This window comes from Pseudomonas sp. SZ40 (assembly GCF_052958135.1).
This window is the reverse complement of the sequence record NZ_JBQWIF010000009.1, coordinates 101,583-118,359: the sequence shown is the minus strand read 5'-3', so window position 1 is coordinate 118,359 and position 16,777 is coordinate 101,583. Positions and strand designations below refer to the sequence as shown.

Sequence of the window (16,777 nt, the reverse complement as noted above, 5' to 3'; positions counted from 1 at the left end):
TGGGGTAGTTTCCGCTACCATGGCACCACACTTTCCAATCGATAGGGACATCCCATGGATATTTCCACCCTCATCATCATTGCCGTACTGGTTGCGGTGGTGTTCTACGTGATCAGCATCTACAACCGCCTGGTCAACCTGCGCAACCGTTACCAGAACGGCTTCGCGCAGATCGAGGTGCAGCTCAAGCGCCGTTACGACCTGATCCCCAACCTGGTGGAAACGGCCAAGGCGTACCTGTCCCACGAGCGCGAAACCCTGGAAGCCGTGGTCGCTGCCCGTAACGGTGCGGTGGAAGGCCTCAAGCAGGCCTCGGAGAATCCCGGCGATGCCCAGAGCATGAACCTGTTGGCCAATGCCGAAGGCGTGCTGAAGAACGCCATGGGCCGCCTCAACGTGACGGTCGAGGCCTACCCCGACCTCAAGGCCTCGCAGAACATGCAGCAACTCAGCGAGGAGCTGAGCAGCACCGAGAACAAGGTGGCTTTCGCTCGCCAGGCCTACAACGACGCGGTTACCGCCTACAACGCCTACCGCCAGAGCTTCCCGCCGGTGGTACTGGCCGGCGCCTTCGGCCACGGCAGCGATGCCGCCCTGCTGGAGTTCGCCGATAGCGCGGCGATTCAGGAAGCCCCGAAAGTCTCCTTCTGAGCACGGCGAAACCGATGGACTTCTTCGAGCAACAGGACCGCGCCAGGCGCAACAGTTCCCGCCTGGTGATACTGCTGGTACTGGCGGTGATCACCCTGATCGGCACCACCACGCTGGTGATCGCCATTGCCTGGCAGGTTTACCAGTACGGCAACTACAGCCTGCAGGCGCTCAGCCACGAGCTGCTGATCAGCGTGGCCCTGGTGGTGGTCGGTGTGGTGCTGCTCGGTTGGGCCTTCAAGGCCATGCAGCTGCGGGCTGGCGGCAAGGTGGTCGCGGAGCGGCTCGGAGGGCGCCTGCTCAATCTGCAGCCCCAGGGCGTGCACGAGCAGCGCGTACTCAACGTGGTGGAAGAGATGGCGCTGGCGGCAGGTACGCCGGTGCCGCCGGTGTACCTGCTCGAGGAGCCCTCGATCAACGCCTTCGCCGCCGGGTTGCGACCGGAGAACGCGGTGATCGGAGTAACCCGTGGCGCCATCGAAAAGCTCAGCCGCGATGAGCTGCAGGGCGTGATCGCCCATGAGTTCAGTCACATCCTGCATGGCGACATGCGCCTCAATACGCGCCTGGTGGCGGTGCTGCACGGCATTCTGCTGCTCGGCCTGATCGGTGAACTGGTGCTGCGTGGCGGCAGCCATACCCGCCATGCGCCGCGCAGCAGTTCCAACGACAAGGGCAAAGGCAATGCCGTCGCGCTGGTCATGGTGGTCGGCCTGGCACTGTTGATCATCGGCTACGCCGGTACCTTCTTCGGCAACCTGATCAAGGCGGCGGTAGGTCGCCAGCGCGAGTTCCTTGCCGACGCCTCGGCCGTGCAGTACACCCGCAACCCCGACGGTATCGCGGGTGCGCTGAAGAAGCTGGGCGGCGGATCGCAGATCGAAGCCGGGCATGCCGCCGAGTACAGCCATATGTATTTCGGCCAGGGCCTGGCGCTGAGCAAGATGATGGCCACGCACCCGCCACTGGAAGAGCGCATCCGCCGTATCGACCCCAGCTGGGACGGTGTGGTGCTTGGCAACGAGGTATTCGAGCGCCCTGCGCGCGCCGCTGCGCAAAGCCACGAAGAAATCGCAGGTTTCAGCGCCGCCGCCGCGGGCATCGCCATTGCCAGCATCGGTGAACCGCAGCCCCTGCATATCGAAGAAGCCCGCGAGAGCCTGGCGCAGATCGACGACCGCCTGCGCAATGCCGCTCACGACCCTCATGGCGCCCTGGCGATTCTTTACGGTCTGCTGCTCGGCCGTGATGCAGACACGCGCCAGCAGCGCATGAGCTGGATGCAGGCCAACCTGCCGCCGCTGCTGTCGGACCGTCTGCAGGAGCTGGGCACGGCACTGGAACGGTTGCCAGCCGGTCGACGCCTGCCCTTGCTGGAGTTGGCGATCCCGGCACTCAAGCAGCTCGAGCCTCAGGATTTCGTCAGCCTCAAGCGCGACATCGGCACGCTGCTGATCAGCACCAAGCAGCTGGATCTGATCGAATGGGCGCTGCTGCGCATCGTCGAACGCAACCTCGGTATGCAGCGCCCGGTTCAAGGGCGCCTGCCGCTGGCGGCGCTGGGCAACGAGAGCTGCGTGCTGCTGGTGGCGCTGTCACGGGCCGGCAATACCAGTGAAGAAGCCGCCACCGAGGCGTTCCAGGCGGCCTGGGCTACCCTGCCGTTCACCGCACGGGTATTCGCCGAACAGCCCCAGGCAGGCATCACCGCGCTCAACGATGCCCTCAACCGCCTCAACCAGATGCGCCCCCTGCAGAAGCCCCAGCTCCTCAAGGCCATGGCCCGTTGCATCGAACACGATGGCCGCATCAGCGCCAGCGAGGCGGAACTGATGCGTGCGGTCGCCGACACACTGGACTGCCCGATGCCGCCCCTGTTGAGCGATGCTCAGGCTTGAGCGCGGGCAGGAATGATCCGTTCACGCCGACAATAACCACGATCGGTGGGCTAAAGCCCACCCTTGGGTCAAGCCATGTAGGGTGGATGACGCTGTTTTCATCCACCACCACGGTTACCGATGGGTGGACGGATCGGGCCGCGTACCCAATGAAATCGAAGCTGCCTTTTGATGCCAAATTAACTGGCGCAGGCTAGGCGGTATCCCGCTCAGAGGCCCGACCGCCCCGCAGCGCCGAAGACCTGCGTCCAGTAGATGGTCGCCTGGCTCTGCGGGTTGCTGGCGTAGGCGGCGCCCATATCGCGGAAGTCCGGGTTCATCAAGTTGTAGCAATGCGAGGGGCTTGCCAGCCAGCCTTCGACCACCTGCTGCGCGCGTCCCTGGCCAGCGGCGATGTTCTCGCCGATCACCGTCCAGGCATAGCCGGTAGCGGTAGCGCGGGCGCCGACCAGGCTGCGGTCGCTGCCCTGGTGGCTGAACAGGCTGTTCATCGCCATGTCGCGACTGTGGGTCAGCGCGGCCTGGCCGAGGGAATCGTTCCAGCTCAACGGCTCGGCGGCATCGAACGGCTGATCGCCACAACGCCGTGGGGTGCCCCGCGCCTCGTTGACCGCCGCCAGAATCGCCTTGCCCTCTTCCTGCCAGTCGCCAAGACGCGCCGGCAGCAACGCCCGACCAAGGACCACCTGCCAGCTGTTGCCCTCGTGCAGCACGCCGACATCGGCGAACTGGGCATCCAGCAATTGCGCGCAGTAAGACGTGCGCAGCATGGCCATGGCGGCCTCGGCACTGTCCGGCCCGGTCACCCTGATCAGTTGCACGGCCGCCGCCTGATAACCGGCTTGTTGCAAAGCCTGCTGCAGTTGCTCGGACGAGTTGACCTTCTGCCCGGCCAGACGCCTGTCGGGGGCCAGCGGGCCGGCCGCCGGGCTCGGCTGCCCATCGCACCCCTGCCCTGCTTCCCGGTAGCCGTTGATCAGCTTGGTCAGTTGCGCCGCATCGTCGGCCCATGCGCTACCGGCAACGCTCGCGCAAAGCAACATCGCCACAGCGGCCAATTGCCGAACGTGCTTGGGTGAATCACTCATCCATGCTTCCTCTTAATCCGCATTGCCTATCTGTTGATGGACAATGGCTTGGGCCAAACGCTTCAGTCAATCGCCTGATCAAAGCGAAACCGCGTTAAACTCGGGACCATGATTGTGACCGAAACCACCTTATCCCTCGACCCTCAATCCCTGCTGGAGAGCCTCTGCGGCACCGATAATCTGCTGATCATCCAGGACCTGGATGGTGTGTGCATGAACCTGGTACGCGACCCGCTCACCCGCACCCTGGAACATCGCTACATCCTTGCAGCCCGCGATCTGGATGGCCATTTCCAGGTGCTCACCAACGGTGAGCATATCGGCAGTCGGGGTGTGAACGGCCTGGTCGAACGGACCGTTGGCACACCGCAGCGGTGCCGTGAACAGGGTCTTTACCTCCCCGGGCTGGCTGCTGGCGGCGTGCAACTGCAGGATCGCTACGGGCAGGTCTCGCACCCGGGCGTCAGTGCCACAGAGCTGGCTTTTCTGGCAGCGGTGCCACAGCGCCTGAGCGAGTCGCTCGGACAGCTGCTGAGCCAGCCACCCTATGGCCTGGACCAGCCGACAATCGATCGATTGCTGGCCAGCAGCGTGCTCGACAACCCGCTGTCGCCGACCCTCAACCTGAACGCCTTCCATCACCATTGGCACGACCGCCCGGCGCTCTACGCAGGCCTGCAGGCCGATGCGGCAGCGCTCGTGCAGAGCCTGCTAGGCGACGCCGCCAGAGAAGGCCTGCAGCAATCGTTCTTCATCCACTACGCGCCCAACCTGGGCCGCGATGCCGAGGGCCGGGAACGCATGCGCCCAGCGAACGCCGGCAATGCAGGCACCACGGACCTGCAGTTCATGCTGCGTGGCGCCGTCAAGGAAGCCGGCGTGCTGGTGATCCTCAACCGCTTTTACCAACTGCGCACCGGTGACTGTCCGCTGGGCGAAGACTTCAATGTGCGCCAGGCGCCCACCGACCTGGATGCGCTCTTGCAACTGGCCCGCGAACGCTTCGACCCGCAGCATATGCCGCGCATCGTCGGCGTGGGCGATACCCTGACCAGCTCGCCACTCGAGGGCGAAAACGGCGCTGTGACCTGGTTGCGCGGCGGTAGCGATCGAGGTTTTCTCGCCCTGGTGCAAGAGCTCGGCAAGGCATTCGGGCAGGACAATCGCGTGCTGTACATCGACAGCAGCCGTGGCGAAGTGCAGCGACCGGGTGTCGACGCGCGCCATCTGCGTGAGCGGCCGGCAGATCCCTGGCCAGCATTGAAGGGGATTACCGATGGCGAAGATCCCTTGCGCCCGAACAGCGTTTTCAGCGGAGGGCCGGCGCAGTACATCGAATTTTTCTGCGCCCTGGCGAAGGCGCGTGGTAACCGCTGATTCCTGAATTTCAGAACCTTTGTCACCGCTTCACGTCCGAAGCTCTGCGCCTTCGCCTTAATTGCCCGCAGAGAACTCCAAGCGATGCACTCCATCACCCGCGGTTATCGCTACCTCATCAAGACCTTTGGTTACGTCGGTTGGTCGCTGTTCTGGCTGCTGATCTGGGACATCGTCGTCACCGTCGACTACATGCTGTTTCTGGAACGCAAGATCAGCCTGCCGTCCATGCCCCTGACCCTGCTCGGTTCGGCCCTGGTGGTACTGATCAGCTTCCGCAACAGCAGCGCTTACAACCGCTGGTGGGAAGCACGCACCATCTGGGGAGCGCTGATCAACAGCTCGCGCAGCTTCGCCCGTCAGGTGCTGACACTGATCGACGACAACGACGACCGCAATCCGGTCAAGGCGGTCCTGCTGCGTCGCCATGTGGCCTATATCAGAAGCCTGTCCGCAACCCTGCGCAACGAGCCCTGCGCCGACGAGGTCAGGGCTTTCGTGGCAGCGGACGAATTCGAACGCCGCCATACCACCAACAACTTTCCCAACGATATTCTCAATGGCTCTGCAGCCATTCTGGCCAGTGAATACAAGGCCGGTCGCCTGGATAGCATTCGCCTGACACGCCTGGAGTCGACGCTGGTCGACGTTTCCAACTGCCAGGGCGGCCTCGAGCGTATCGCCAACACGCCGCTGCCCTACCCTTACGTGTACTTCCCGCGGCTGTTCATCACCCTGTTCTGCCTGATCGTGCCCATCGGCCTGGTGGAAACCCTGGAATGGTTCACGCCGCTGGCCTCGACCGTGGTCGGCTTCATGCTGCTGGCCATCGAGCGGGTGGGCAGTGACTTGCAGAGCCCGTTCCAGGTCAGCGAGCACCAGATCCAGATGGATGCGCTCTGCGAGACCATCGAGAAGAACCTCGAATCGATGCAACGCGATGCCCAGCGCGAGCGTGACGGAAGGCTACTGGAAGACTGACCATGCGGTCATTTTTCGCCGCGCCAGACACTTCCAACAAGGTCCATACGCGTTTTGTAGTGATCTAAAAAAATCACTACAAAACCTATTGACGACCTCTTCGCGCTTTTGCATGATGGACCTGCCTCCCCTGACGGGAGCCCTGACAAGGGCACTTGGGCAAACTCGGTAACACCAGCCGAGCGTTCTACGATATGTACTGCCCACAAGGCAGATTGATGAAGTCGAGCGTCCTGCGAGGACGAGAGCGTTAGCGAGACATTGTCATGATGCCTGTGGCTGATCCTGCGGATCACCTGCATCCGGCCCCGTCTTCGCTGACTTTCTTCTCCCCGCTTCGTCCCGACCTCCGTTAGCCGCCGCTGCGTAGCGTTACCTACACATCGCTACACGGTCTTCGGCAGCACTCAAACGCCACGGGCAACGACGGCACCGCACTGCAAGCGGTTGCCCAAGACAGATCAGAGAATGAAGGGGTACACGCCATGAACCTGAATAAACAACCCACCATCGAAGACCTCGCTCAACTGTTCGCCAAGCGCAAGGACAGCCTCGACAACCACATCCTCTGGGTATGTGAATCGGGCGAAGTTCGCATCGACTGCCTGCCGGCGGATCAGGAGGAACAGGAGTTCGTCAGCCAGCGGCCGAACATGCGCACCCGCCTGCGTACCTACCGTCGTGGCCAGGGCTACGTAGGCCGCCGTGCCGCTGCCGACCGCGACTTCCTGGGCAACGTATTGCGCACCCTGGAGCACGAGTGGACAGGCCAGCAGGCCAGGCAGGATCGCCTGCTCGACCGCTACTGCTGAAAACCCTTTGCGATGGGCCGCCCTGGCCCATCGCATCCAGCCTCGCCCTGCCTCATCAGCTATTACCCTGTAAACTGCCGCTACTCCTGGAGGAGTCGTTCGCCACCACGCAACGGGTGGCGAGTGCCAAGCCATAACGCGGCACTTACATGGAAATAGATCAATGGAAAATCTGTATCAGACACCCAGTGCCCCACTACTGGCCGAGGAACGCCCGCGCACCACCTTCTTCGTCACCTCCACCAGCAAGCTCTATGTGCTGTTCTTCATGACGCTTGGGTTCTACGCGGTCTACTGGGCCTACAAGCAATGGGATAGCCAACGGGCCACCATGCGCCCGAAGAAGATCAGCCCCGCAGCGCGCTCGATCTTCCATATTTTCTTCATTCATTCGCTGTGCCGGCTGATCCTCGCGCAATTGCAAGCCAAGGGTCTGGGCGACTGGCGATATGCGAGTGCGGCGTGGATGTACATCGTTCTGGTATTCGCCAGCAACGGTCTTTCGCGTCTGGACGGCCATATCGGCGTGACCCTGGAAATCATGCTGTTGCTCGCGGGTACCATCCTGCCGGCTTGGCCGCTGTCGATCATCCAGGAGAAAGCCAACCTGGCCAGCGATGATCCGACCGGCCAGAGCAACAGTCGCTTCAGCACCGCGAATTATCTGTGCATGCTGCCGGGCGGCCTGCTTTGGCTGCTCATCATCATCGGCTCCTACCTCTGATTTTCCGCATCGCCGCTACGGCGGTCAGGGCCGAAACGCAGTTCCATCGGCCAACAAAAAGCCCCGGCAATGGCCAGGGCTCTTTCGTCAGCGCGGTGGGGCTGTCAGCGCTTGTCGTCCTCGCGCGGATTGTTCAGATCCATCACGCTGGAAACGCGCTGCGCAGGTAGCGGTGGGTCAGTCTCGGCTTTGGCCTCAGGCTGCACCTGCGGTTCAGGCGCCAGCGGCTGCGGCTGTTCCTTCTTCTTCCCGGTCATGCGCCGCCATACCCAGCCAATCAGCAGTACCGGCAGGAACCACGCCTTTTTGAGCAGCACCAGCGCCGCAGCGAACAGGCCCACTTTGGCAGCTGCCTTGCCGGCGATCAGCGCTCCGAGGCCATAGGCCGCGACTTCGTCGATATCCGGGTTGAAATCAGCGTAGCGGTTGCCGTCGTTGAAGTCGGTCATGGCCAGCACTGCCGGCAGGTTCTCTTCGATCTGCGGCAGCTGATGCATGCCGGCGATGAAGTTCAGCACCAGTACGCCTTTGCGGCCCAGCACGCGGATGTTGTAGTTGAGGATGTGCTCGTCGCTGTCGCCGAATTTCACTTCCTTGGCCCAGTGCAGCTTCTTGCCTGCGGCATCGTAATGCGGGGCGGATGCCCAGCCGACGATGGCGATGGGCTCGTAGCCGTTTTCGGTACGCCACTCGTTCTCGGCCTTGGCGCCGTCCTGCAGGTCCTTGAGCATGTCGGCGTAGTCGATGTCCGCGGCGTCCTCGTCGGACACGTAGCCGTTTTCTTCGTACTCCACGGTGACGGCCCAGGACTCGTCCGCCAGGGGCGATACGCCCTTGGGCAGGATCATGCCCAGCGGCAGCTTGTCGTCTGGCGGATTGCCCCAGGCCTCGACCAGCACGCGCTCGGCGTCGGCACCGTCGAGGAATACCAGGTTTTCCGGAAGATCGAGGGTAGCCAGGTTGCTGCCGACCACCACCTTGCCGGAACGGAAATCGAGGCTGTCGAGAAACTGCTCTTCGCTGACGGAATCACCGTCGGCGACTTCAGCGGCGGGGGCTTCTTGCGCATCCTGCGCGGCGGGGGCCTGGTCGGCCCAGGTCAGGGGAACTACCGTGGCCAACAGGCTGGCCAGCATCAACTCCTTGAACAACATGTAACGCTCCATGAGATCGGCTTGAATTTCGGGCACTAGCCTACCATCGACGACGGAATCATTTTGTAACTTCCTGTCATTTCTGGATACATCTCACAAAGAAGCGCCCGAACTCCCGGCGTTACGAGGCCCGTACGGTAAGCCGAACGAGGTGCAGCACCACTGGCCGAACGCCCATCACGCAGACGAACGCCACCGGCATCGCCAACTGGTAGGCCTCCAGTACCGCGCCCAGGTAGCCGTCGCTGAGGCCGCGGTTGGTGGCGGTGATCACCAGGCACATGAGAAACGCCATGATGCCGGACATGAAAAAGGCGAAGGCCACCGGCGATAGTCTGGCTGGCAGCTTCCAGCTTCGGCGGGTACGGCTGAGCGTCGTGTCAGGCATGGGCAGATCCTTCGAGGTAAGAGCGACACGCCAACGTGTGGCGAACGCAGCCATTATCGCGACCGCTAATTGCCATGGGTAGCGGGCCGCGGGTAAGGTCAGTACCAAGCTAACCTTATCAATCCGACCATCAGTAGAAAGCTTCAGCATGGATACCCTGCGCGGCATCGAGAGTTTCGTGAAGGCGGTGGAAACCGGCAGCATCGCTGCGGGCGCTCGCCTGCTGGGCATCAGCGCCGCAGCGGCCAGCCAGAATATTGCCCGCCTGGAATCATCCCTCGGCGTACGCCTGCTGACGCGCACCACCCGCAGCCTGGCACTTACCGAAAGCGGCACGCTGTATTTCGAGCAGGTGCGTGATGTGCTGCGCGATCTGGAGCTGGCACGCAGCACGGCTACGCAAGCACACGACGCCCCTCAGGGACGCTTGCGGATCGCGTCCAGCGCCGCATTCGGGCGCTACGTGCTGGCAGCGCTGCTGCCCGCCTTCACCGCCCGCTACCCACGTATCGCCTGCGAGCTGATCACCACCGACCGCAGCGTCAATCACATTCAGGAATCGGTGGATATCAGCATCCGCATCCCACAGCAGCTCGAGGACGGCCTGGTAGCGCGGCATATCGCCAGCGTACCGTCGATCTATTGCGCCTCGCCGGCCTACCTGCTCAAGGCCGGCACGCCGGTCACCCCGGAACAGCTGCGCGAGCACGATTGCCTGGCTTTCAGGGTCGCCGTGGACGGGCGCCTGATGCCCTGGCGTTTCGCCCGCGATGGAGTGCGCTTCGACGCGCAGATACGGGTGGCGCTGGTCAGCGACGATATCGACGTCCTGGCCCGGGTGGCCGTCAGCGGCGGTGGCATCACCCGCCTCGCCGCCTTCGTCGCCGAGCCACTGCTGGCCAGCGGTCAGTTGCAGCAGCTCTTCGCCAGCCCACAGAGCTCGGGCAGCCAGGCAATTGTCGAGCCGCTGGACTACTACCTGTGCGTGCGTGACCGCTACGAGCTGACGGCCAAGGTGCGCGCTTTCGTCGATCATCTGCAAAACAGCCTGCGCGCCGACTGGCGCCCTTAGGCCTGCTCGAAGTCTGCTGCGCGTCGACCACAGGGCAGCGAAATCGGGCAGCGAATTTGACTCGCCAGACGAATCCGGTAGGCTCGGCAGCTCATTTGAATGGAGTGTTTCCCCCATGGCCAAAGCCACTGCCCGTCACATCCTGGTTGCTACCGAAGACAAGTGCAACGAACTGAAAGCTGCCATCGAAGGCGGTGCCGACTTCGCCCAGGTCGCCAAAGACAACTCCAGCTGCCCATCCAGCCGCGACGGCGGCAACCTCGGCTCGTTCGGCCCGGGCCAGATGGTCAAGGAATTCGACACCGTGGTGTTCAGCGCACCGGTCAACGTGGTTCAGGGCCCGGTGAAAACCCAGTTCGGTTATCACCTGCTCGAAGTGACCAGCCGCCAGGACTGATCGCACCGCGCCTGGTGCCCCTCGGCACCAGGCCGCTCGCCCGCTTTTCCCGGCACGCCGCCCCAGGCCACAGAAAATGCCGGAACCGCCCCACCACCGCACCACTCTATCGCTCCGGTAGTTCCCACCTTCCGCGAGGCCATGATATGAACCGGTTCTTCCAGGCCCTCGGCCTGCGCATTGGCGACTCGGCAAAGCAGGCCCGCACGCCCAGCCAGAAGGCATTGGGACAATGCACCTGTGGCCAGCCGATCTTCTTCCGCAACAGCCAGTGCCTGGCCTGCCAGTCACCGCTGGGCTACGAGCCCGAGCGCGGTCAGGTGGTAACCCTCGTGGCCAGCGAGCAAACCGATGTATGGCGGGTGGAAGGTGATCCACAGGGCTGGCGCTACCGGCGCTGTGACAATCTGCACACCGCCGCGGGCTGCAACTGGCTGCTGCCCGCCATGTACGGCGCAGGCCTGTGCACGGCCTGCCAGCTCAACCGCACCATCCCCGACCTGTCGGTGCTCGATAACGACAGGCGCTGGGCGCGCTTCGAAACCGCCAAGCGTCGCCTGGTGGCGCAGCTGCTGACCATGGGTCTGCCGCTTGTCAGCAAGACCCAGGACGAGATCAATGGCCTGGCCTTCGACTTTCTCGGCCCGGATGCCGAAGGCAAGCAGCCCACCACTGGCCACGCCAATGGCCTGATCACCCTGAACATCGCCGAAGCCGACGACGACGTGCGCGAGCAGACCCGCATCCAGCTGCGCGAGCCCTACCGCACCCTGCTCGGCCACTTCCGCCACGAGGTCGGCCATTACTACTGGGACCGGCTGATCGCCAACAGCCAGTGGCTGAACGACTACCGCATGCTGTTCGGTGACGAACGAGCCGACTACGGCGCCGCCCTGCAGCGTCATTATGAGCAGGGCGCACCGGCCGACTGGCAGGCTTCCTTCGTCAGCGCCTACGCCACCATGCACCCCTGGGAAGACTGGGCGGAAACCTGGGCTCACTACCTGCACATGATGGACACCCTGGACACCGCACTGAGCTTCGGCATGCGTGCCGGTGACGTGGAGCTGGAATTCCGGCCCTTCACCCGAGCGGCGTTGTACGACCCCAACGATCCGCTGGCAGACGAGTTCCTGCAGTTCGTCAATGCCTGGATCGAACTCGCCGCCATGCTCAACGAACTGGCACGCAGCATGGGCCAGAAGGATCTCTACCCCTTCGTGCTGCCCGCCGCGGTGATCGGCAAGCTACAGTTCATTCATCGTGTGGTGCAGGCAGCCTCTCCCACCCAGTAGGCGGGCAATGGCTGCACCACCGAACCATCGACTCATTTTCAGGAGCGCGCAGCATGGCTCATCTGGAGAAACACGGCAGTTGCCTGTGCGGGGCGGTCAGCCTCACGTTGCATGTCACCGCCACAAACGTGAGCGCCTGCCACTGTACAACGTGCCGCAAATGGAGCGGCGGACCGCTGCTGGTGGTCGAAGGGGAAACCGCGCATTTCACCGGGCAACAGCATGTGCGCACCTACGCGTCCTCAGAATGGGCCGAACGTGCCTTCTGCGTGGAATGCGGCACCCACCTGTTCTATCGCCTCACCAATGGTGGGTTCTACGCAGTGCCGGTGGGCCTGCTCGACGGCGACGAGAACTGGCAGTTCGAAAGCCAGGTATTCATCGATGCCAAACCCGCTTACTACTGCTTCGCCAACCAAACGCGGGAGCTGACCGGCGAACAACTGTTCGCGCACTACAAGGCCACCTGACGCTGCCTCAATCGGCATCCAGCGACGGCCCGACCATGGCCGCCAGCTGTTCGTAGACACCCGGCGCGGCGACCAGATAGGGGTTGCCACCGAGCAGCCCATCGCCACGCAGAAACTCGTTATGGCGACCACCGGCCTCGCGCACTAGCACCAGGCCGGCCAGGCAGTCCCAGCTTTTCAGGTGAGTTTCGTAATAGCCGATCAGGCGGCCGGCTGCCACGTAGGCGGTCATCAGCGCGCCGGAACCGTTGCGCAGGAACATGCCGCCCTCCTCCAGCAGCGCGCCGATGAAGGGCAGGAAGTTCTCCTTGCCTGCCCGGTGAGTGGTGCCCACACCCACCAGCCCTTCACGCACATGGCCAGCGCCATGAGCCGCCAGCGGCGTGTCGTTGACGAACGCACCGTGGCCGATGAAACCGTGGAACAGCTCATCGTGATTGGGATCGGCAATCGCGCCGAGCAGTGGCTGCCCATCCACCAGCAGGCCGATGGACACACACCAGTTGTGCAGACCGTTGAGAAAGCACGCGGTACCGTCGATGGGATCGATCACCCAGATGCAGCGGGCCTGCAGTCCAGCGCTGCCGCCCTCCTCGCCAACGATGCCATCCTCGGGAAAATGTGCGGCCAGCTCGGCGCGGATGAAGGCCTCCACGTCCTGATCGGCGATGCTCACCACGTCCTGCAGGTCATCGCCCTTGTGCTGTACGGCGAGGCTGTTGCGCCGTGCGTAGTAGGCCATGCCGCGCGCTGCGGCTGCCAGGGCGACGCGTCTGGCGAACGCGTAGCGAGCGATCAGACCATCGTTGCGGTCGGGTGCAGGGTGGGGGCTCGACATGCTCGGGGCACTCCTGAGTGAAGAAGGGAATCAGCCGACTTGCGGTGCGGCGGCAACAGCCTCTACCCTGCGCGCTTCCTGATCGGGCTGCAGTGCAATGACCCTCGTCGACCTCCTGTTGTTCGCCATTCCGGCGGTTTTTCTCACCGGTCTTTCCAAAGGCGGCTTTGGTGGTGCGCTGGGCGGCATCGCGGTGCCACTGCTGGCCCTGGCCACTTCACCGATGCAGGCCGTGGCGGTGATGCTGCCGATACTCTGCCTGGCCGACGTGGTCGGGCTCAAGGCCTACTGGGGCAAGTGGGACGTGGCCAACCTCAAGGTCATGCTGCCCGGCGCACTGATCGGCATCGTCATCGGCTCACTGACCTTCGAACTGTTCAACGAGAACCTGATCGGCCTGCTGATCGGCATCATCGCCATATCTTTCGTGCTGATGGGCTTGCTCAAGAGCGACCCGACGCCACGCCCATTGCGCTCCGGGCGCGGCCTGACGCTGTCGTCGCTGGCCGGCTTCACCAGTTTCATCGCCCACGCAGGCGGGCCACCGGTGATGATGCACCTGCTTCCGCAGCAGCTGGAGAAAGTGCGCTACGTGGCCACCATCAACATGTTCTTCCTGCTGACCAACGCCATGAAGCTGATTCCCTACACCTGGCTCGGTCAGTTCACCCAGGAGAACCTGCTGCTCAGCCTGATGCTCGCGCCCATCGTGCCGCTCGGCGTATGGGCGGGCCTGTGGCTGCAACCGCGCATCAATCACACTTGGTTCTACCGCATCGCGCGCCTGGGCATGCTGATCGCGGGGCTGCAACTGATCTGGAAGAACATCTAGAGCGCTACAGCGCCGACAGGCTGCGGTACTCGTCATGGGCGTGCTGATCGGTCATGCCACTGATGAAATCCTGCAGCAAACGGCAGCGGTGGTAGAACTCCCAGGCAGCCTGATCACTCTCGGCAGACTCGCGCACGGCCTGACGATAGGCCTTGAGCAGTTGGCCCGGCAGGCGCCGCACGAGCATCTGCAGATAGGCCTCACGGCGGCATCGCCCCTCGGTCAGTTCCACGAAGGTCTGCGCATCGACGCGCAACAGTGCGCCATAGCTGTCCAGCAAGCCGTGGATGATCCGGTAGCCCTGCAACTGCAAGGTTTCCACCTCGCGATGGCAGAACACCCGCGCCATGGCGACATCCTTGAAAGTCTGCACGATGGCATGGGGCAGGCTGTCGTCTTCGATCAGCGCACGGTCCAGCGTGCCAGCGTGGACCGCTTCGATGTTGTCGATGAACTGGCGGGCCGCATGCTGCACCAGCGGGTGGATCATGCTGACCCGCAGCTTGACGAAGAACTCGCCAGCCTTGTTGATTTCTTCCTGGTGATAGCTCTCCAGCGCCTGTTCGACCAGGCTGCGGAACGAGTGACGCGAGCCGGGAATCTGCACATCGGGCGATTGCATGCCCGCGAAGGTCTCGATCAGCAGCGGCGCAAGCTCGGCCACGCTGAGGATGCCCTTCTCCACCGAATCTTCGATATCGGCGAGGCAGTAGGAAATGTCGTCGGCCGCTTCCATGATGTAGGCCACCGGGTGGCGGGTTCCCGGCTGTTGACCCAACGCCTGCTGCAGCCCCGTGACGAAGTCTTCCTCGGCAAGATAGAAACCCGGCTTCTTGTTCAGGTAAGCGTTGGCGGTACCTTTGGCCGGCTTCGGCTGATAAGCGGGGCGCAGGTATTTGAGCAGGCCGGCGGTCTGGGTGTAGGTCAGGCGCAGGCGCTGCAGGCTGACCACCAGCCGCACGGCCTGGGCATTGCCTTCGAAATTGCGCAGGTCGGCGCGCATCCGGGCGTGCAGTTCGTGGTTGTCCGACGGCTGCGGCAGGGCGACGGCGAACAACCCGTCCAGCCCGCGTTCGAACCACTCACCGATGGCGAACTCGCCGAAGTGACCGAAAGGCGGATTGCCGATGTCATGCATCAGGCAGGTCATTTCCACCAGACTTTCCAAAGCGCCCTGCAAACCATCGAGACCGTAATCGGCAGCGCGATCACCCAGCTGCGCATACAGGGTACGGACGATGAAGCGCCCGGTCTGCTGCACCTCCATCGAATGGGTCAGGCGGCTGCGCACCGCAGCGTTGCGCTCCAGCGGAAACACCTGGGTGCGCTGCTGGAGGCGGCGGATGGCCGCGGAATTGATGATGCGCCCACGGTCGCTTTCGTAGGCATAGAGCAGATCGACATCGGCCGCTGCGCCAACCTGATCACCAGGGCGCAACGCAACGATCCTGTCTTTGAAATTCACCACTGAGGGCATCGCTAGAGTCTCGACCAGGCGCATAGACCGCGAGCCTAACGCGCAAGCAGCGGTTTACCAAGCACCTGTGCGTGGCGAGAATGGGCGCCACGCCCATCGAACCGCAAGAGACCTCGCAATGAGCCGCGCCGACTTTCATCAGCAACAAGCCGAACAGGCGACCGCCGAAGCCCAGCGCCTGCTGGCCCAGCGGGCGGCGCTCGGGCCTCGCTGGCTGAGCTGGGTGGCCAGCGAACTCTACAGCCTGTCACCTGCCGAGTACGCAGCCATGGTCAGGCGCGAACTGCAGCGCCTGGACAGCGGGCGCCCCTGAGGCAGCCACTGCCGAAGCGTCCAGGCCGTATCTGCGCTAAGCGCTACCCGCCACCCGCAGCCACTCGACCAGCCTGGCCTCCAGGCTATCCACCCGCATCGGCTTGGGGGCCAGCAGGCAGTAGTGCGAACCATCCTCGATGAAACCCAGCGGCGCCACCAGCAAACCGGCATCGATGTCATCGCGCACCAAATGCCATGGGCCGACGGCCACGCCCAAGCCTGCAACCGCGGCCTGCAAGCTGAAGTAAAAGTGCTCGAAGGCCCGCACCGGGCCAGTTGGCAAACGCCTGCCGGTGGCTGCGGCCCACTCCTCGAAGGCGGCAGGTCGCGTGCGGGTCTGCAAGAGCGGTGCCTGCGACTGCAACGACAATCCGCCATCATCCTCGACGAACCAGTCGCCGACTCTATCTGGTCGACAGACGAGCCCTACCTTTTCCGCAAACAGGATCTCGGCGTGATAATCGTCGGGCCAGGAAAAATCGTCACGACGGATAGCCAGGTCGATTCCGTTATCGAAGCTGAACGAGCCACCACCGGCGAGCAGATGCGGTTCCAGCCCGGAATGAGAAGCCTGAAAGTCGCTCCAGCGCGGAATCAACCAACGCATCAACAAGGTTGGCTCGCAGGACAGCACCTGCGGCCGTATCCGCTGGGCACTGTCGCGCAGCTCGCGCACGGCCTGACGCATCACGCCAAGACCTTCAGTGACTGCGCGCGCCAGCTTGCCCCCCGCTTCGTTGAGAAAAACCCGCTGCCTGCGCCGTTCGAACAGCGACACCCCAAGGTCTTGCTCCAGCAGCCGTACAGCGCGGCTGATGGCGCCGTGGGTGAGGTGAAGCTCCTGCGCAGCCTTGCTGAAGTTCTCCAGCCGCGCCGCCGCTTCGAAGCACCGCAGTGCCATCAAAGACGGCAGCCGGGAATCACCAAATTGTGAGTCTAGCTCACTACCTATGTCAGAACTCATCGTTATCCACCAAGGCTAACAGGCTGAATAATTGGCTTATTTCC

Annotated in this window: 18 protein-coding genes; 12 read left to right on the top strand and 6 right to left on the bottom strand. The window is 63.3% G+C overall.

The annotated features are described in order from the left end of the window. Positions 1 to 54: 54 nt before the first annotated feature. Positions 55 to 651: a LemA family protein gene (locus ACT9T4_RS10000; RefSeq protein ID WP_042554361.1), complete on the top strand. Its 597-nt coding sequence runs from the start codon at positions 55 to 57 to the stop codon at positions 649 to 651. Positions 652 to 665: 14 nt separating this feature from the next. After that, a complete protein-coding gene (locus tag ACT9T4_RS09995; protein ID WP_499116746.1) occupies positions 666 to 2,549 on the top strand; it encodes a M48 family metallopeptidase in 1,884 nt (627 codons plus the stop codon). A gap of 209 nt (positions 2,550 to 2,758) precedes the next feature. On the opposite strand, the gene ACT9T4_RS09990 is transcribed toward ACT9T4_RS09995, so the two are convergent. Continuing rightward, positions 2,759 to 3,637, bottom strand: a complete 879-nt coding sequence (locus ACT9T4_RS09990) for a CAP domain-containing protein (RefSeq protein ID WP_042554363.1) — start codon at positions 3,635 to 3,637, stop codon at positions 2,759 to 2,761. A gap of 108 nt (positions 3,638 to 3,745) precedes the next feature. On the opposite strand from ACT9T4_RS09990, the gene stpA reads away from it, so the two are divergent. The 4 genes from stpA to ACT9T4_RS09970 all read left to right on the top strand — a co-directional run bounded on the left by stpA (position 3,746) and on the right by ACT9T4_RS09970 (position 7,531). Further along, the gene (gene stpA, locus ACT9T4_RS09985; RefSeq protein ID WP_499116744.1) at positions 3,746 to 5,014 is read left to right on the top strand and encodes a glucosylglycerol 3-phosphatase; all 1,269 of its coding nucleotides are present in this window, start codon (positions 3,746 to 3,748) and stop codon (positions 5,012 to 5,014) included. Positions 5,015 to 5,098: 84 nt separating this feature from the next. Beyond that, on the top strand, positions 5,099 to 5,995 hold the full coding sequence (locus ACT9T4_RS09980) for a bestrophin family protein (RefSeq protein WP_042554365.1): 897 nt from the start codon (positions 5,099 to 5,101) through the stop codon (positions 5,993 to 5,995). Positions 5,996 to 6,480: 485 nt separating this feature from the next. Next, the gene (locus ACT9T4_RS09975; RefSeq protein WP_042554366.1) at positions 6,481 to 6,807 is read left to right on the top strand and encodes a hypothetical protein; all 327 of its coding nucleotides are present in this window, start codon (positions 6,481 to 6,483) and stop codon (positions 6,805 to 6,807) included. A gap of 163 nt (positions 6,808 to 6,970) precedes the next feature. Then, entirely contained in the window at positions 6,971 to 7,531 is a 561-nt protein-coding gene (locus ACT9T4_RS09970; protein WP_042554367.1) for an MFS transporter permease, read from the top strand. A 104-nt stretch (positions 7,532 to 7,635) separates the two neighbouring features. On the opposite strand, the gene ACT9T4_RS09965 is transcribed toward ACT9T4_RS09970, so the two are convergent. Together ACT9T4_RS09965 and ACT9T4_RS09960 are read right to left on the bottom strand one after the other, a co-directional pair. Then, positions 7,636 to 8,685, bottom strand: a complete 1,050-nt coding sequence (locus ACT9T4_RS09965) for a DUF2167 domain-containing protein (RefSeq protein WP_499116793.1) — start codon at positions 8,683 to 8,685, stop codon at positions 7,636 to 7,638. Between the two features lie 121 nt (positions 8,686 to 8,806). Beyond that, positions 8,807 to 9,073 carry a DUF2798 domain-containing protein gene (locus tag ACT9T4_RS09960; protein ID WP_499116741.1) on the bottom strand — a complete coding sequence of 89 codons (267 nt, stop codon included), beginning with the start codon at positions 9,071 to 9,073 and terminating at the stop codon, positions 8,807 to 8,809. A 148-nt stretch (positions 9,074 to 9,221) separates the two neighbouring features. Between ACT9T4_RS09960 and ACT9T4_RS09955 the strand changes: the two genes are divergently transcribed. The 4 genes from ACT9T4_RS09955 to ACT9T4_RS09940 all read left to right on the top strand — a co-directional run bounded on the left by ACT9T4_RS09955 (position 9,222) and on the right by ACT9T4_RS09940 (position 12,307). Then, a complete protein-coding gene (locus ACT9T4_RS09955; RefSeq protein WP_499116739.1) occupies positions 9,222 to 10,145 on the top strand; it encodes a LysR family transcriptional regulator in 924 nt (307 codons plus the stop codon). Positions 10,146 to 10,260: 115 nt separating this feature from the next. Beyond that, the gene (locus tag ACT9T4_RS09950; RefSeq protein ID WP_042554371.1) at positions 10,261 to 10,542 is read left to right on the top strand and encodes a peptidylprolyl isomerase; all 282 of its coding nucleotides are present in this window, start codon (positions 10,261 to 10,263) and stop codon (positions 10,540 to 10,542) included. Between the two features lie 146 nt (positions 10,543 to 10,688). Further along, a complete protein-coding gene (locus ACT9T4_RS09945) occupies positions 10,689 to 11,837 on the top strand; it encodes a zinc-binding metallopeptidase family protein (RefSeq protein ID WP_499116737.1) in 1,149 nt (382 codons plus the stop codon). A gap of 53 nt (positions 11,838 to 11,890) precedes the next feature. Further along, entirely contained in the window at positions 11,891 to 12,307 is a 417-nt protein-coding gene (locus ACT9T4_RS09940; protein ID WP_499116735.1) for a GFA family protein, read from the top strand. A 7-nt stretch (positions 12,308 to 12,314) separates the two neighbouring features. Here ACT9T4_RS09940 and ACT9T4_RS09935 read toward each other — a convergent pair whose 3' ends face one another. Continuing rightward, positions 12,315 to 13,145 (bottom strand): inositol monophosphatase family protein, encoded by an 831-nt coding sequence (locus ACT9T4_RS09935; protein WP_499116733.1) that lies wholly within the window; start codon positions 13,143 to 13,145, stop codon positions 12,315 to 12,317. Between the two features lie 97 nt (positions 13,146 to 13,242). Between ACT9T4_RS09935 and ACT9T4_RS09930 the strand changes: the two genes are divergently transcribed. Continuing rightward, on the top strand, positions 13,243 to 13,977 hold the full coding sequence (locus ACT9T4_RS09930) for a sulfite exporter TauE/SafE family protein (RefSeq protein ID WP_042554375.1): 735 nt from the start codon (positions 13,243 to 13,245) through the stop codon (positions 13,975 to 13,977). A gap of 4 nt (positions 13,978 to 13,981) precedes the next feature. On the opposite strand, the gene dgt is transcribed toward ACT9T4_RS09930, so the two are convergent. Further along, a complete protein-coding gene (gene dgt, locus ACT9T4_RS09925; RefSeq protein WP_042554376.1) occupies positions 13,982 to 15,454 on the bottom strand; it encodes a dGTPase in 1,473 nt (490 codons plus the stop codon). Positions 15,455 to 15,572: 118 nt separating this feature from the next. On the opposite strand from dgt, the gene ACT9T4_RS09920 reads away from it, so the two are divergent. Then, entirely contained in the window at positions 15,573 to 15,767 is a 195-nt protein-coding gene (locus tag ACT9T4_RS09920) for a hypothetical protein (protein WP_042554377.1), read from the top strand. 36 nt (positions 15,768 to 15,803) lie between these two features. Here ACT9T4_RS09920 and ACT9T4_RS09915 read toward each other — a convergent pair whose 3' ends face one another. Next, on the bottom strand, positions 15,804 to 16,733 hold the full coding sequence (locus ACT9T4_RS09915; protein ID WP_499116730.1) for a LysR family transcriptional regulator: 930 nt from the start codon (positions 16,731 to 16,733) through the stop codon (positions 15,804 to 15,806). Between the last annotated feature and the right edge of the window lie 44 nt (positions 16,734 to 16,777).